This window comes from Fervidobacterium pennivorans (genome assembly GCF_001644665.1).
In the GTDB taxonomy this organism is placed as follows: Bacteria; Thermotogota; Thermotogae; order Thermotogales; family Fervidobacteriaceae; genus Fervidobacterium; species Fervidobacterium ngatamarikiense.
Genome location: NZ_CP011393.1, coordinates 1,273,574 through 1,290,141, shown reverse-complemented (window position 1 = coordinate 1,290,141; position 16,568 = coordinate 1,273,574). Strand labels below are relative to the sequence as shown.

General features: G+C 38.6%; 17 protein-coding genes. 1 reads left to right on the top strand and 16 read right to left on the bottom strand.

The window, feature by feature from the left end; translation table 11 throughout:
• Position 1 precedes the first annotated feature (1 nt).
• A complete protein-coding gene (locus JM64_RS06055; RefSeq protein ID WP_064011893.1) occupies positions 2 to 1,210 on the bottom strand; it encodes an iron-containing alcohol dehydrogenase in 1,209 nt (402 codons plus the stop codon).
• Positions 1,211 to 1,449: 239 nt separating this feature from the next.
• Here JM64_RS06055 and JM64_RS06050 point away from each other — a divergent pair, with 239 nt between their 5' ends.
• Positions 1,450 to 2,598: an IS110 family RNA-guided transposase gene (locus JM64_RS06050; RefSeq protein ID WP_011994508.1), complete on the top strand. Its 1,149-nt coding sequence runs from the start codon at positions 1,450 to 1,452 to the stop codon at positions 2,596 to 2,598.
• A gap of 328 nt (positions 2,599 to 2,926) precedes the next feature.
• Here the strand turns inward: JM64_RS06050 and JM64_RS06045 are convergent, their stop codons facing one another.
• The 15 genes from JM64_RS06045 to rsmI form a co-directional block, all read right to left on the bottom strand.
• A complete protein-coding gene (locus JM64_RS06045; protein ID WP_064011892.1) occupies positions 2,927 to 4,294 on the bottom strand; it encodes an MFS transporter in 1,368 nt (455 codons plus the stop codon).
• A 261-nt stretch (positions 4,295 to 4,555) separates the two neighbouring features.
• Complete coding sequence (locus JM64_RS06040) at positions 4,556 to 5,557, bottom strand: 6-phosphofructokinase (protein WP_064011891.1); 1,002 nt, start codon at positions 5,555 to 5,557, stop codon at positions 4,556 to 4,558.
• Positions 5,558 to 7,507, bottom strand: a complete 1,950-nt coding sequence (locus JM64_RS06035; RefSeq protein WP_064011890.1) for a sodium-translocating pyrophosphatase — start codon at positions 7,505 to 7,507, stop codon at positions 5,558 to 5,560.
• Between the two features lie 78 nt (positions 7,508 to 7,585).
• Positions 7,586 to 8,482 carry a protein translocase subunit SecF gene (gene secF / locus JM64_RS06030; RefSeq protein ID WP_064011889.1) on the bottom strand — a complete coding sequence of 299 codons (897 nt, stop codon included), beginning with the start codon at positions 8,480 to 8,482 and terminating at the stop codon, positions 7,586 to 7,588.
• The gene (secD, locus tag JM64_RS06025) at positions 8,482 to 9,906 is read right to left on the bottom strand and encodes a protein translocase subunit SecD (RefSeq protein ID WP_064011888.1); all 1,425 of its coding nucleotides are present in this window, start codon (positions 9,904 to 9,906) and stop codon (positions 8,482 to 8,484) included. Before secD ends, secF begins: the two co-directional genes overlap by 1 nt.
• Positions 9,907 to 9,928: 22 nt before the next feature.
• Positions 9,929 to 10,297, bottom strand: coding sequence for a preprotein translocase subunit YajC (gene yajC, locus JM64_RS06020; RefSeq protein WP_082868329.1), 369 nt, complete (start codon positions 10,295 to 10,297; stop codon positions 9,929 to 9,931).
• A gap of 24 nt (positions 10,298 to 10,321) precedes the next feature.
• Positions 10,322 to 11,143, bottom strand: coding sequence for a bifunctional 5,10-methylenetetrahydrofolate dehydrogenase/5,10-methenyltetrahydrofolate cyclohydrolase (locus JM64_RS06015; protein WP_064011886.1), 822 nt, complete (start codon positions 11,141 to 11,143; stop codon positions 10,322 to 10,324).
• A gap of 32 nt (positions 11,144 to 11,175) precedes the next feature.
• Positions 11,176 to 11,532 carry a hypothetical protein gene (locus JM64_RS06010; RefSeq protein ID WP_064011885.1) on the bottom strand — a complete coding sequence of 119 codons (357 nt, stop codon included), beginning with the start codon at positions 11,530 to 11,532 and terminating at the stop codon, positions 11,176 to 11,178.
• Complete coding sequence (thyX, locus tag JM64_RS06005) at positions 11,522 to 12,160, bottom strand: FAD-dependent thymidylate synthase (protein WP_064012551.1); 639 nt, start codon at positions 12,158 to 12,160, stop codon at positions 11,522 to 11,524. Before thyX ends, JM64_RS06010 begins: the two co-directional genes overlap by 11 nt.
• Positions 12,161 to 12,215: 55 nt before the next feature.
• Positions 12,216 to 12,971: a ribonuclease HII gene (locus JM64_RS06000; RefSeq protein WP_082868327.1), complete on the bottom strand. Its 756-nt coding sequence runs from the start codon at positions 12,969 to 12,971 to the stop codon at positions 12,216 to 12,218.
• A 9-nt stretch (positions 12,972 to 12,980) separates the two neighbouring features.
• A complete protein-coding gene (locus JM64_RS05995) occupies positions 12,981 to 13,484 on the bottom strand; it encodes a DUF3242 domain-containing protein (RefSeq protein ID WP_064011884.1) in 504 nt (167 codons plus the stop codon).
• Between the two features lie 18 nt (positions 13,485 to 13,502).
• Entirely contained in the window at positions 13,503 to 14,534 is a 1,032-nt protein-coding gene (locus JM64_RS05990; RefSeq protein ID WP_231882307.1) for a lipase family alpha/beta hydrolase, read from the bottom strand.
• 29 nt (positions 14,535 to 14,563) lie between these two features.
• A complete protein-coding gene (locus JM64_RS05985) occupies positions 14,564 to 15,211 on the bottom strand; it encodes a DUF47 domain-containing protein (protein WP_064011882.1) in 648 nt (215 codons plus the stop codon).
• A gap of 42 nt (positions 15,212 to 15,253) precedes the next feature.
• Positions 15,254 to 15,790, bottom strand: coding sequence for a 16S rRNA (guanine(966)-N(2))-methyltransferase RsmD (gene rsmD / locus JM64_RS05980; protein ID WP_064011881.1), 537 nt, complete (start codon positions 15,788 to 15,790; stop codon positions 15,254 to 15,256).
• A gap of 20 nt (positions 15,791 to 15,810) precedes the next feature.
• On the bottom strand, positions 15,811 to 16,554 hold the full coding sequence (gene rsmI / locus JM64_RS05975) for a 16S rRNA (cytidine(1402)-2'-O)-methyltransferase (RefSeq protein ID WP_064011880.1): 744 nt from the start codon (positions 16,552 to 16,554) through the stop codon (positions 15,811 to 15,813).
• Positions 16,555 to 16,568: the final 14 nt, after the last annotated feature.

The window sequence follows — 16,568 nt, the reverse complement described above, 5'->3', positions numbered from 1 at the left end:
CTCACATTCTCCTCAAAGAGTTTCTATATATTCTTGATATTACCTCTTTTTCTGCTTTTACTGGTGCTTGGCTAAGAAGCAATCCCAAAGATGGAGTAGTCATAGCAAGCTCTGTAAGTTTTTCAACATGTTCTTCGCTGAAACCAACATCTTGAAGTTTTTCTGTTAATCCCATATTGAAAAGCCAGTCTTCAATTCCTTTTGCTATTTTTTCTGCTTCTCCTGGCTTTCCTTCAAGACCTGGAACTATCGGTTCGAAAACTTCTGCGAGAATCTCTGCAACAAAGGGATAAATCTCTTTTACAACTGCCGGAAGTAGCATTGCAAGTCCAAGTCCGTGTGCAAGGTCTGGTTTTACTGCGCTAAGTGGGTGTTCGAGTGCGTGAGTGAAGTGGAGTAATCCATTATCGAAAGAAATGCCAGCGATAGCTGATGCGTAAAGTAGCCAATATCTTGCATTAAGGTCGTTTGGATTGCTGAGTGCCTGTGGCAAGTATGTTGCAATAAGTCTGACGGTTTCCTTTGCTAAGAGTATGGAGTATGGGTTTCTTGCAAGCGTTGTCGATGCTTCTGTGATGTGATTAAGTGCATCAATAGTTGTGTAAAGTGTTTGTTTGTATGGGAGTGTAACCATTAGTTGCGGGTCATCAATAGAAAAGACTGGGTAAATGCAGTCGTAAGCAATTGCTGGTTTGTATTCTTTCTCAAGTATCGAGGCAACAGCAAATCTGTCCACTTCAGTTCCTGTGCCATGTGTTGTGTTAATAGCAATAATTGGCTTAGCCTTTTCTGGGGTGAATTTTCCTTCGTAAAGTTCCTCTCCCGTTTTCCCTTCGTATTCCAAAAGCACTGCAACACTTTTTGCTGTGTCTATCGGACTACCTCCACCTATACCAAACACCACTTGTGCACCAAAATCCTTTCCAAGTTTCGTTGCTTCATCAATCTGTTCAACTGTTGGATTTGGTGTAACCTTATCATACAGAACGTATTCTATGCCAAATTCGTTGAAGTATTTTGTCACAACATCCCATGCTCCAGTAACTTTGTATGCAACAGGGTCCGTTACAACAATTACTTTTCTCATCCCATGTTTTGAAAGATACTCAGAAATATCCCCCATTTTATCTATCGCACCTACACCAAAATAGCATGTTGTTTTGCATCTTAACTCAAAGACGTTGTAGATGTTTACCTTCTTCTCAAACATACTTTCTACCTCCTCGTATAATAAGTTCGGTAAAAATTAAAATTGGTCTTTGAAAATTGAATGCATATTTTTTAACACCTCTGGTAAAATAGTTTCAGGTTGCCCCTCCTTGAGACTTTGTTCTCTTAAATAAGATTGCCTAACTAGAGTACAGCTTTTTACTTGCCGGAAAATGTTTTGCCTCGTTTTCTTATGTACCGCGAGGTTGTAAGGCTGTACTCAATCCGGAGGTGATTCCTTTGGCTATTTTAGCTATTGATGTCTCAAAGAACTATCTTTCTTTCTTTTCTGATTTCATCGGTAGTGGGACTGTTGAGAACTCTCCTCAAGGTATTGTTGAACTTTTTAACAAAGCTTTTGCTTCTTCTTCCGATTTTTCTCTTGTCCTTGAATCAACTGGTGTTTTTTCTTTTAATGTCGCTAACTTCTTCTTTCAAAACAACGTACCTGTCTTTTGGGTTAAAACTGATAACATTAAGCTCTATCGCAAAATTCTCAATCGTCCTAAAACTGACAAAATCGATGCTGAACTTATTTTCTCTATCGCTTCTAAATTTCCTGAGTCTTTAGTCCCTTTTGTCAATAACTCATATATCATCTCTGAGCTTCGTAATCTCACCAGACTTTATTTAAAGTTCAACGAAGATATCGCTCGATTGAAACTTAGGCTCTATTCGTATGTTTCTCTTTATTTCCCTAAACTTGACTTTAAACTAAATAAGACTTTCGAATGCCTGCTTAAAGATTATACAATCGAAGAAATCGCAAACATGCCAATTGAAGAGTTATTTGAATATATTGCGAAAATTTCCAGACACAATGTCTCTTCACAAGTCTTAGCAGAAAAACTCCAAACTCTTGCTAAAGATGCCTTGAGGTTGTCTGTTAATCCTTCAAACACTCTGAGAATATCTATTGTTTCCACTATCGATTTGATACAGCACTATGAAAAACAAATCGAACTAGTAAAGAAAGAAATAAGTAAATTACTTAAAGTAATTTCGAACACACTAACAACAGTCAAAGGGATAGGAGAAATAACTGCAGCTGGAATTATAGCCGAAATAGGAGACATCAATCGTTTCGAAAAAGCCTCAGCGTTAGCATCATACGCAGGGCTTGTATGGACAATCAATCAAAGTGGAAATTACAAATCAGAAAACAACCAACTAACGAAAAAAGGGAACAAGTATCTAAGAACATACCTAGTAATGGCAGCGAACGGAGTAAAGACATACGATCCTGTATACAAAGAATATTATCGCAAAAAGTACGCAGAAGCAACAACACACAAACACATGAGAGCGCTAATATTAACTGCAAGGAAATTAGTAAATTTAGTGTATTATTTACTAAAGAACAACGTACCGTATGTACCGATGAAATAGGTAAAAAGAACGAAATCAAGTATGTGAAGAATGAAAGTGAAATATTAAGTTATTGAAAGTCAAAGTGTTGACTAGGTTTTTTATTTTTCTATTTTTTCTCCTCTTGACTTATTACCGGAAATCTTGTCTGCAAAGTAAAAATCCTCTGCATCATTCGTGATATTTTTCACAATTCTACTATCATTTTAACACTTCTTACAAATCTTGTCAAGACAACTTGTGAACATATTCCCGAATCAATAAAATAAAAATGCCCCCATATCGGATATTACTAACGATATAGGGGCTAAGTCTAAAACTGTGTAGCAAAATTTATAGTTTTACTCTTTTATTCCTCTTGCGCTACTGCTTTAACCCCCAGTATTTTTAAGATTTCCTTTTCGTTATAGAACAACATTACGATATAGCCGAGCACCATTAAAGTCAGCGAAATTATAGCGCTAATTCTAAGACCGAATTCGTTGACTTGGTTAGTTCCGAAAATGTATATAGATGGAAATACGAGTCCTGCTATTGTTTGTCCCATTTTTTGCATGAATGTCCTTGCGCCAAAGAAGACTCCTGCTTTGTAGTTACCCGTCTTTCTTCCATGTGCTTCAGCAATATCAGCTACCATTGCATTTGGTAAGATTCCAAATATCGCAAGTGGTATTGCTGCCAAAACTCCTACAATGTAACTCTGGGCATATGGTGACATATTCAATTTACCTAAAAGTGCAGCAAATGCGAAGTCTAAGGCAAATACGATAAACCCTGCCATAAGGACCGCCTTTTTGCCAAGTTTTCTTGCCAAGAAATTAACAGGAACGTAGAATAAGAAAGACAAAAGGAACATTATAAGCTGAACTTGAGAAGCTTGCTCTTTTGAAAGCTTCAGCAAGACCGTTATGTAATAAACGAGCCCAAGACTTATGCCTGTTAAACCTATCCAGTAAAGCAAATCCTGGATAACAAAGATTGTAAAGTGCTTTTCTTTGAATGCGTTGATTATAGCCTCTAAACTTCCTTCATTAACCACGTGTTGTTCACAATAACGCTTTTCATCGATAAATATAATAGGTAGTAACATAAAGATAAAACCTATTAATCCATAAAGCACTGTAACTGTTTGAAACGCTTTAACGGGTTCAAAACCTCGTTTTTCCAAAATGGTCTGGAAAAGGTAAATCTGGGTTCCTAAAACGTATCCAAGAGCCCATGTGATGGAAATCATTGTGCTAAGACCCAGTCGTTCGTCAGGGTCATGTCCAAGTTCGCTCATCCATGCAAAGAACGGGGTAACATACATGGTCATAAACCAATAGAATGCAATAACTGTAGCAAAAAGCCAAATAGTGTTGATTGTATAACTTGTCGAAGGTGGAAAGAAAGGCAAAAAAGAAAGCAACGCAAAAGGAAGCACGCTGATTGCCAAAAATCCTCTTCTTCTGCCTAGTTTTAATCTACTTCTGTCCGACATGGTAGCAACAACTGGGTCTGTAATTGCATCAAAGAGTCTGGATGTTCCTAACACAAGTCCCACGATAGTCAATCCAGCCCAAACAGCTCCTCTGGTTATATACTGGGGAAAATTCACACCCTCAGGGGGCATGTAAAAATATACAAGAGCGTTTCCGATAGCAAAACTGGTCAGAGACCAGCCCAACTGCCCTAGTGCATACATCCACTTCTTCCACAATGGTAATCTTTCTGCCATCCCCTCAACACCCCTTTCTCGATAACTCCAAATTCTGATTATCTTATCGGTAACGTTACCGATAACGCTATTATTATATCATTCAGGGGATTATGGTTACAATTTTCGAAAATTATGAAATTATTAAGGCCAGTCGTTTTTATCTTGTAAATTCTATCTAACACTGCTTTGAGCTTTTGATTTCTCTTGTTTTTTTCGTAAAAAACAGCGGTGGCATTTTTTTAATTAATGCCACCGCTTGTTCTATTTGATATTAAGAGATTAATAGAAAAGCTTTGCAAGTTGCTTGATGTAATAATCAACAGGTCTCACATTAAGGAGCGTCTCACTGTAAGGCACCTCTGTTACGATGAAACCTTTTACACCAACCGCATGGTAGAATTTTCCCATTTTCACAAGTTCCACAGCTCTTGCACTCAGTTGTGTTGCAATGATTCTGTCCATTGCTGCAGGCGTTCCGCCTCTTTGAATGTATCCAAGGTTTGTATATCTCCATTCGAGGTTGAGTTTTTTACCTATGTATATACCAACAACTTCGGCTGGGTCTGTTTCGTGGGAGCACTTACATTCGTCGATTATCTCTTCGGGTAATTTTACACCATCTTCTACTACAACTATTGAGAATCTCTTCCCGCTCTCATATCTGTGCTGAATGGTTGTCAAGAGTTCTTTTGGATTTAAAACATCCGAGCTTGTTATGACGAAATCGGCACCTCCAGCAAGACCGCCAAAAGTTGCGAGCCAACCACCAGGTGCACCCATTGTCTTTACAATCATGACCCTATGGTGAGATTCGGCTGTCGAATGAATTATATCAAGTGCCTGTGTTACATGCTCAAGCGCTGTTATGAATCCTATGGAAAAATCCGTAAATGAGAGGTCATTATCTATTGTTGCAGGAACGATTATTGACGGTATTCCGTATCTTTGTAGGTTTAATGCAGCTCTAACTGCATTTCTTCCACCAAGAATTATGTATCCAGTTATACCATATTGAATCGTCTTGTTTTTAATGGCAGTTAAATCCTCGTCTTTTTCAGGAATAAAAAGCGAAGTTCCTAATATCGTTCCACCCTGGTGAAGAATACCTGATACGTTATTTCTAACAAGTATGTCAACTTTATCGTTGAGCAGTCCTTCAAATCCATCTTTTATACCCATCACTTCAATTTCTTGTTCTATGGCGTTAACAACAATCGACCTGATTGCTGGGTTTAAACCTGGACAATCATTTCCAACAGAAAGAACACCTATCCTTCTCATTTATAGCCACCTCCCCACAATTGAGTAGAATACTATGGACGTTATTGCCATCAACTTTATGAGTATATTCAACGATGGTCCTGCAGTATCCTTGTATGGGTCACCAACTGTGTCACCAACAACTGTCGCTTTATGAGCAAACGAACCTTTTCCTCCAAGATGCCCCTCTTCTACATATTTCTTTGCATTATCCCACGCACCACCAGAGTTCGCCATAAAGATAGCCAGGGCAACGCCAGTAACAGTTGAACCGATAAGTAATCCTACAACTGCTTGAACACCTAAACCTACCATGAGGACTATAGGAGCTAAAATTGCAAGAACTGCGGGTAATACCATCCTTTTCAATGCACCTTTTGTAGCAATTTTTATACAACTTTCGTAATCAGGGTCGACTGCTCCAGACAAAATGCCCGGCACTTCCCGAATCTGTCTTCTTATCTCTTCAACCATGTCATTTGCAGCGTCTCCGACAGCGTTCATGGTAAGTGCTGAAAAGAAAAACGTCAGCATAGCACCAATGAGGGCACCAATAAACATGTTCGGGTCTTGGAGTTGAATTTGTTGAACATGTGCCACAGAACCAAAATTTGCGAAGAGTGCTATCGCCGTTAATGCAGCTGAACCAATTGCAAAGCCCTTTCCCATAGCTGCAGTTGTATTTCCAAGTGCATCAAGTTTGTCGGTAATTTCTCTAACGCTCTTATCAAGTCCGGACATCTGAGCAATCCCACCAGCGTTATCTGCAATTGGACCATATGCATCAACAGAAAGATTCATTGCAAGTGTTGCGAGCATTCCAACACCAGCCATCGCTATGCCGTAAAGACCTGAAAGCTTATAGGATATCAATGTACCTACTGCAATCAATATTGTAATTACTGCTGTCGATTCCATACCAAGTGCAGTTCCGCTTATTATGACGTTAGCAGGTCCCATTGCAGCTGAATGAGCCAATTTTTCAACATTCTTACCAGATGTGTACCATTCAGTTATAAGACCGATAAATACTCCAACAACATTACCTGTCAAAACTGTCCAAAATAAATTCATGTTGTTTTCTATAATAGCATAAGCGAGTGCAAATACGAGGAATATTACACTTGAAGATATAGTTCCCATTCTCAGAGCTACAGCTGGTTCAGTGTTTAATCTTGAAAGAACCTTCACAAATATGATTGCAAGTATCGAAGAGATAAGCCCAAATGAGATTATATACAATGTATGAAGAATCCCTTTGTCACCAAAGAGCGCATATCCAAGAACTATTGTTGAGAATATAGAACCAACGTAAGATTCATAGAGGTCTGCACCCATTCCTGCAACATCACCAACGTTGTCGCCAACGTTATCAGCTATAACTGCTGGGTTTCTTGGGTCATCTTCTGGTAAATTTGCTTCAACCTTTCCAACGATGTCAGCTCCTACGTCTGCTGCCTTCGTGTAAATTCCACCGCCAACACGTGCAAATAACGCAAAAAAGGAAGCACCAAGTGAGTAAAAACTGACAGCTTTAAGACCAAATGTTAGATACACAATACTTAATCCCAAAAGTCCAAGTACAGAAACAACAAGACCCATAACTGCTCCACCAGAAAAGGCTATATCAAGTGCCTCACCAACACCTTTTGTTGCACCCCAGGCAGTTCTTGCATTTGATTTTGTCGCAATTGTCATTCCAAAAAATCCAGCAAGAACCGAGAATATCGAACCTATAATGAACGCTATCGCGTTAGTCCATCCAGAAGAAAAGCCAAAAAGTATAGCGATTACAAAGACTATGGGAAAGAATACAGCGTACTCTTGAAATAGAAAAGACCTCGCACCTTTTTGGATAATTCTCGAGATCTTTTCAGTTCTTTCATTTCCCGTACTCTTATCAAGCACTGTCAAAGTTAGATAAACAATGAGAATCACACCCGCCAAAATAGATGAGAAAAGAAATATCAAAATCCCACCTCCGTTATCTACTTTTTATATTACAAAAAAGGGGCACGTGGGTGCCCCCAACATGTTTATTTGAGATTTTTATATCGATTTTCCCCACTTAATAACTATAGGAGAAGCTATGAATATAGATGAGTACGTTCCCACTACTATACCTATTGTCATTCCGAAAGCAAAAGATTTAATGCTACCTGTTGTAAATAATAAGAGCATGAATACTGTAAAGAATGTTGTGAGCGACGTATTTATAGTTCTGACGATAACAGAGTTTATACTATCGTTAACTATGTTAGCCATATCTTTTCCTTTGTATTTTCTTCCAAATTCTCTAATCCTATCGAAGACAATTATTGTATCGTTGACAGAATAACCAACGAGCGTCAATAGCGCTGCTATTGCTGCTATGTTCATTTCTACTCCAAAGATTGAGTAAAATCCTGCGGTGATAATTACATCATGGATAAGTGCAACTACTGCGCCAACTCCAAATGCAAATTTGAATCTAAGCGCTACGTACACAAGTATTCCAAGAAGTGTAAAAACAACGGCTTTCCATGTAAGGTTCTTTATTTCGTCCGCTGCATCACCACTAACTTCGTTGAAAGATACAACTTTTCCTTTAAGTAATTCTTCTACTTTGGCTGCTATTTGACCCTTTTCTTCTGCTTTGTAAGTTCTTAAAGCACCTTTTTCATCTTTAGGGGCAACGACTATTGAAAATGTCTTTTCCTCTGCTTGTCCAATGGCATGAACCTCTACTACTCTTGCCTTTTTAAATTCAGGTCCGATACTTGCAATTTTTGATCGAATATCAGCAACTGTATAATTTTCAGAAGTTTTTACAACAAGCTCGCTACCACCAATAAACTCAAGTCCAACGTTGAACCCTTTTGTAAATATGCTAATGAGAGATACGACTATAAGTACAATAGAAAGTGCTATGAAATAATATCTCTTTCCTACGAAATCAATCTTCATTATTGCGCACCCCCTGCTTTTCTAACTCTAATAGCACCGGCCATTGCATCAAACAAGAATTTACTGAATACAAGGTTCATGAACATTGCTGCAAAGATACCAACGATAGTCGTTATTGCAAAGCCTTTTATTGTTCCGGTTCCAAAGTAGTAAAGGAACAAAGCAGCAATAATCGTTGTAAGGTTCGCATCAAAAAGTGTCCAGAAGGACCTTGAGAATGCTACTTCAAATGCAGCCTTAGGTGTCTTTCCTGCTCTGATTTCTTCTTTAATTCTTTCGTAAATGATTACATTACCATCAACAAGTGTACCAATTGTGAAGATGATACCTGCAATACCAGGGAGTGTTAGTATAGCACCTGTCCCAGCAAGGAAACCAAAGATTATTATCAGTGCGTAAATTATACCGATAGCTGCTACGATACCCATAATTCCATAGAAGGCAATCATGTAAACCATAACAAGTATCATACCAATGATACCGGCATTTAATGATTGCTGGAGAACGTCTTTTCCAAGTGTTGGTGATACAAGGCTTGCTGTTGTTTTCTCAAGTCTTGCTGGTAATGCTCCGCTTCTAAGAATGGCAGCAAGTTCTTTTGCCTCATCGAATGTGAAATTACCTCTAATCTGTCCTCTTCCATCTTCGATAGGACTAACAACAAAACCAACAAACTGAACTTTGTCATCAAGCACAATTGCAAGTCTCTTTTTCAGCGCAAGTTGGTATTGAGTCGTGCCTGCGTTCAACACTTGTTCGGGAACGTAAAGTTCTTTTGTTATGTTCTTGAACAGCTCAACAAATTGCTTGTCGAGTGTGAAGGAAACGACGTAGTTGGCAACTCCTTTCTGGTCTATAGTCGGCACTGCCTCGACAACCCTAGGACCAACAAGAACTAAGTCCTTTCTGTTGTTTATTTCCTTCTTTATCAAGTACCACTTTTTCCCATTCTTATCTGCATACCATTGTGCGCCTTCTCTTAGAGCAAGGTTAACATCATCTGGATTTACTGTAGGGTCATAATCCCTTTCGTCGATAGCTTGTCCAAACCAGAGCAAACCAGTTGAACCAACGAGTTTTTCTGCTTTTGTAGTATCAGTTGCATCTGGTATTTCTATGATAATAAATGAATTATTCTCTCTGAAACTCTTTTTAACAACTGCTTCTGTGTATCCTGCTGAGTCAAGTCTATTTCGAAGGACTGTCCAGACATCATCCACAACTGCCGCTGGATTTTCTACTCCCTTTTCGATATCTACTTTGTACTCAAGCCTTACACCACCACTGAGGTCCAAACCGAGTTTGATACGGCTGAAAAGTCTAGCAAGACCTTTAGCCTGGCGTCCACCTGGTAAGAGCATTGCAACAATCGCCGCAACAAGTAGGATTAATGAGACTATGAGTCTTACACGATCTGAGCGCATCAATAAACCCTCCCCCAAATGTTTAGTCTTTTGATTCTGTTTCTTCTTTTACCTCTTCTTTTTCCTTGATGACTTTGGCTATATAAGCCTTGTGAATTTCAAGTTCAGTAGAATTTGCGCTCTTTATTTTTACTACATCTTTTTTGATATCAACTATTTTTCCAACAACCCCACCAGTTGTAATAATTGTGTCACCCTTTTTCAAGCTCTCAATCATTTGCCTAAACTCTTTTTCTCTTCTTCTTTGTGGTAAAATAACCAAGAAATACATCATTGCGAAGAATATCAGGAGCATTATCAACATTTGCATCAAGGCTCCTGAGGCACTTGTCTGCGTTCCTGTCGATGTTGTTGCACCTACGTCAGGTGCACCAGCGAATACTAATCTCACTCTAAACACCTCCTAAGGTATATATCAGTATTTTCTTGCCATTTCGGCTGCTTTAACAGTATGTTCCATTAACACGAGCGTCGTAATCCTACCTACTCCTCCAGGAACTGGTGTGAGTTCACAAATCTCAGCAACTGATGGGTCCACGTCACCAAATATTTCATCGTTCTCAACGTTTATACCTACATCTATAACCAGTGTCCCTGAACTGAAGTATTCTTTTCCGAGTGCTTTTGCTTTTCCTATCGCAACAACCACAATTTCTGAGTTTTTCGTTATTTCAGCAAGGTCCTTAGTTCTTGAATGACAAACGGTAACAGTAGCATCTACACCTTTTTGCAAAAGTAACATGCTAAGAGGTTTTCCAACAGTGACGCTCCTACCAACTACCGTTATCCTCTTGCCGGATGGATTCGTAACATATTTTATTATTCTTAAAACCGCTTCTGCAGTGCATGGTGGAAAAATAGGGTTATCATACATAATGTTACCAAGACTGATGGGATGCCTTCCTTCAACGTCTTTTTCTGGAGAAATCAGAGAAACTGCTTCCAATTCTGAAATATCTGATGGTAGTGGATGGGTCAAAAAAATTCCATTGACTGTATCATCCGCAGAAAGTTTGGGTAAAAGCAGTTTTAAATCCGAAGCCTTTGGTGCTTCGTAAACTGCGAACTCTATTCCCAACCTTTTTGCTTGCTTCTCCTGACTTCTCAAATAACTCAGTGTAGAAGGGTCAGGCTGACACGTAACAGCAGCCAACTTCGGTGGCCTTGCTAATTTTGAAACTCGTTCCTTTATGTTCTCAACAATTGATGAATAAAGCGGTTCCAAATTCAAAAACATAACCCTACCACCTCTTAAGTAATCCAAAAGTTTCAACCTTGGTTATAAACAGGTTGAAGACCTGCGGAGTAAAGTATACCACAAACTTCGTACATTCCCTTTTTTGTGACACACAAAACAACACCAGAAAGCTCTGCTGCCTTTATTGTCTCTGGCATTATATCCCTATTCCTTACAATCAAAACTACCGGTATGCCCACAACACCTGCAGTTCTCGCACATTGCGGTGTTGCGAGTCCTGTTACAAGCAAAGAGCCTGGCTCAGAGAGAGCTAAAACATCACTCATCAGGTCAGAAGCTGCAACCTTAGAAATTTCTATCTCTAAATCTGCATTTTCCGGTGCAACAACTCTACCTTCGACAAGCTCTAACACTTCTTTAAGCTTCAAGCAAATCACCTCTGTAAGCGTATTTTGTAAAGGCTTCGTACGTCCACGGACATTTTTCTTTGAACATTTTCGCAATTGCTATCGCGTATTGCTGAATTTCCCATTGAGCATGCGAATCTGCGCGAAGGTTTAGAAAATTCATAAGACTTCGCGCATTGACTGTCCAATAAAACTGCGTGTATGTAGACAATGGGAGAACTATTCTTGCTAGTTCCCTAGCAACACCTAGACTCAATAACTCTTTGTAAACCTTGTAGCTGTCATCAAAAGATTTTACCATTAAACCCTTAACCTTTTCCAGCAGTTCTTCATCTTCCACAGGAACTGCCTTTTGTCTGTCCTCAGGAACATTAACACGAACATTTTCGGGAATATAGAACTCTTCCTCTTTTATCTCCGTGTAACGCTGACTTATCTCGTTGAACGAGCCTATCCTGTGCCTAAACCATTGCCTTGCAACAAAAAGTGGAGCCTTTACGTGGAAAGTGAAAACAATGTGTTCAAATGGAGTTTCATGCCCGTGTTCCATTAAGTAAAATATCAATGCTTTATCTCGTTCCGGAGTCTTTAGACCTTGACCGTATGAAACTCGGGCAGCTTTAACTGCAGCGTAATCATCACCCATCATATCAACAAGACGAACAAAACCTTTATCTAAGACTCTTGCTTCGAACAAATTATGTTCATTTGACTCGGGTTTTTCGTTTACTTCTTCTCGTGTTACCAAAGAGATCCACCTCCAGCAAATTAAGAAGATGCCTGTATCTCTGTTCAGTAATTAATCTCCTGTCGAGCCAATCGTCAAGAAGCTCTTTTGAAACTAGGTTAATCACTGGTTCGAAACTCAACCTGTGAAAAGGTGTTGGACCATATTTTCTTAGAAGTTCTAAATGTTCTTGTGTAGGGTAACCTTTGTGCTTTATCAAGTTATATTCCGGATACTGAGCATGGAACTTCTCCATGATTTTATCACGTGTAACTTTCGCCAAAATAGATGCTGCAGATATCTGGTAAATTTTTGAATCCCCCTTAACAACACAGACCGCTGGAATGTTCAATTTCAAATTCTTTCCATCAACAAAGACATTTTTGATTTCCACAAACTGGCTTAATATCTCAAGTGCACGATTCATAGCAAGTTCAGTAGCATGGAAAATGTTATATAAATCTATCTCCTCTGGTGTTGCAAGCCCTAACCCAAATTTTGCACGAGCAAAAATCTCATTGTAAAGTTCTTCACGCTGTTTCTCACTCAAAGCCTTACTATCGGCAATACCTTCAATATAAACCCCTTCATCAAAATAAACCGCTGCTGCAACAACTGGTCCGAACAAAGGTCCACGTCCTGCTTCGTCTACTCCGATTATAGAATAGTCGATATGCTTCTTTTCTTCTGCCCAATTCACTTTTTTTGACTTCTCCTCATTCATTGACTTCATATCGCACCTTTATCGTGCAGTTCTTATAGTCTTGTAGATATTGTTCACATCCATCACGAATTTTTCAATCTTGTCACCTGTGATAACAAATAGCCAATTCTCTTTATACCAACAGTACAAATCTGTGTTCTCCAAACGGATTGTAAAAACACCGTAAGTCCCCATGTTTATTTTCAAATACTTCAGCTTAAACGGATTCCCGTATCTTTTTGTTATCTTGTCCCACGATGCTTTAGCCTGGTCAGGGTCTTCGTATTTAAAGACCATTAAAAATCCATCTACACCATCAAAAGTTGCATACCTACCTTCTCCAAGTTCCATGTCACCAAATCCGTTTATCCATCCTGTATCTAGCAACATGTACTTATTTGCAATAACATTTATAGCCGCCTCAACCGAGTAACTTGCGGGCGGAACTTCGGGAATAAATGGTATTGAACATGAAGTGAGAAGGAACAAGCTTACTAAAATTATAAAAGTCCAGCTAACACTTTTAATGGTTTTGGATAGCAATGTTCATCACCTTCTTCTTCAATTCTTCCATGAAACTTTTTCTGGTTTCTCGATTGGATAGAAAAATTCTATTGCATTCTTTACAATTATATCACTCAAAATAAAATCCGAATGGTCAAAACCTTCAAATATTTTGCTCTTCCCAAAAGCGGTTGCACTAATCAGCGGAACCATGCCATCATTTTTTGTAAATTCCCCTTCTGGGAATAGTACCCTGCTTACCGAATTCAGAAAAATCATAGCCACACTCGAAAAAGGCTCTGTTTTCAAGATATTCTGAACGATAGGTTCATTGGTGTTTGTTATTAAACTTGCAAAATTCATAAACTCAACAGTTTCCGGAATACTGGGATGTTCTCTTCCATACTGTAAATAAGTGTAGTTTGGCGCTTCTATAAATATCCCTGACAGGTTTGCACTAATCAAAATCATTTTGAGATAATCCCAATCGTTTCTCAGTTTTAGGATTTTTTTGTTCATTACAATTAAATTTGCAAATGGCGAACCAATATGGGGAGTTCCAGCAAAAATTATTTTTGCAACATAATTTGTAAAACCAGTGTCTTGCAAAGCATACCTTAAGAGCAAACCACCCATACTGTGGGCGTAAAAATTAAAACGCTTTTGCTCGGTGCTTAAACTTAACTTTTGAATTTCTTGCACAAGTTTTTTAGCACTTTCTTCTAACGGGATATCTAAAGATGGATAGACAAAAATATATAGCCCATATTCTTCCGGCAAACATCTTTTCCAAGTATCAATAAAGTACTTTTTGTAATTTGTCCATTCTCCATTTATTTCGTTAGGATCTATCCCATGTATAAGAATTACCGAAGGTTCTTGATTCTTTGGTTTTCTAATTTCTACAAGTCTCGTTTCTGGTCTTTTCCAGTTATATTCAGCTACTTTGGTATACTCGAAAAAAGGGTCTATTTTATAAAGCGTTTTGTAAACTGGAACTAGGGAATTATAGTAAACATAATATACTCCATAATCATCATTTTGCTGAGCTAAAGTGAGACCTGAAATCAATAAGACTAATAGTATCAAAGAGGATATCAACCAAAAATTGCGCACGTTCAGTACGCAAGCTTTAATAGCAATACCTCCAATATGTCAGAAGCGTCTTCCGTTCTATCAACTATGTCCCCTATATTTATTACTAATTCCTTCAGTTGCATCTTTTCAGCAAGAGGCGTGTCCTTACCAAATATCGCCCTTAGCAATTCTTCTTCAAGTACATCCTCTTCGTGTTCGAACCTTTCTACCTCGACCACATAATGTTGTACTTCATCAAGATTATCAAAAAGTTTCTCGACAGCCTTTACAAACGATTCGGCAGCGTTTACAGCACATTCCAATTGCCCAATAAGCTTTTCTTTTAGTTCATCCGGAACTTTTGGGTGTTGGTAATCTATAATCTTGCTAACCGATTCACACTTGTTAACAATCTTATCAACTGATTCCGTCAAAGAATGGATAACCTCACGCATGTCGGGTAAGAACAATCCCTTGTATATATCGGAAATTATCCCACGCCTTAGCTCATCGGCTTCATGTTCTATGCGTTTAATGCTCCGGAAATAATCCTGAGCTTCGTCACATCTTTCTTCGAAATAACAAGTAAAAAATTCTTTTAATGTAACACTTGCTTCCACTGTCTTTTTGGATAGCGCAAGTAAGCGCTCTATCACTTCCTTCTCCTTCTTTGCAAACGATAGCGGCATATTTAACACCCCTAAATAATTATATCACAACTTTCCCAAAATTCATGCTTTTTTAAAGAAAATCAACAAAGTATCACCGTAGTCTTTTTCTTTTACGACTCTCAGTTTTTCAATTACACTCTCACTCGGTTTTTCTCTTTTCGAACATTGAAGGATGAAAATCGAATTATCAGCCATAACGTTATGAACACGCGAGGCAATTTCATTAACAATTCCCAGTTCATATGGAGGGTCAGAATAGATAATATCAAAAACGCCGGCATAAGATTCTAAAAACCGGCGTGCATCGATTCTCTTTATATCAACTTTTTCTTCCAGTCCTAACTTTTTGATGTTCCTTTTTATCGTTGATATAGATAGACCAGAAACATCAACAAAAGTTACATGCCGTGCTCCATTACTTAGCATCTCAACACCAACGATACCACTACCTGCACATACATCTAAGCAAGTCTTTCCTTCAAAATCTACCATGTTTGCAAGACTTCTTCTAATTATCGCTGATGTATATCTTGTTCTTGGGTCTGGGACAGTATCGACCGTCCTACCTTTCAGTTCCCCTGTCTCGATTTTGAGCATACAATTTCTCTCCTATAGCTCTATCGTATATATTCACCAGATCCCAAATCCTGGCTTTCCTCACCTTCTGGGATTTCTGTGGCTTCTAGCTTTTCTACGACAACCGTTATCTCACCTTTGACTTTATCAAAATGTTTCAATGCCTGAGAAACTGTTCCGTAGAAGTGCTCTTCGTGTAGTTTTGTAAGTTCTCTTGCGATAAAGATTTTGCAATCTCCAAGGATATTGTATATATCCTCCAGTGTTTTTTTCAACCTCTCTGGACTTTCGAAAAAAGCAAAGCGTTCAATCAATTCGTTATCTTTGATTTTTCTTAGAAGCCTTCTTCTGTTCTTATCTTTTGGCATGAAGCCAACGAAATAAAAATAAGTTCCAGGAAAGCCACTTATGGCTACCGCACTCGTCAAAGCGCTTGGTCCAGGTATTACTTCCACCTTTATTTTTTCTTCATGGCATCTTTTAACGAGATTCCAGCCTGGGTCTGAAATCACAGGCATTCCCGCATCAGAAACTTGGGCAATTTTCATTCCTGATTTCAAACGCTCAATAATGTTGTCTATCTTTTTGAAAGAATTTCGCTCGTTAAACGACTCCATAGGTTTGGAGATACCGTAATAAGAGAGCAGATGAGAAGTTCTTCGGGTGTCTTCCGCAATTATTAAATCTACATTTTTTAGGATTTCGAGAGCCCTAAAAGAGATATCTTTGAGATTACCTATCGGCGTTCCAACAACATACAACACACCAAAGGTCTCATCATCCATCGAGACATTTTGAT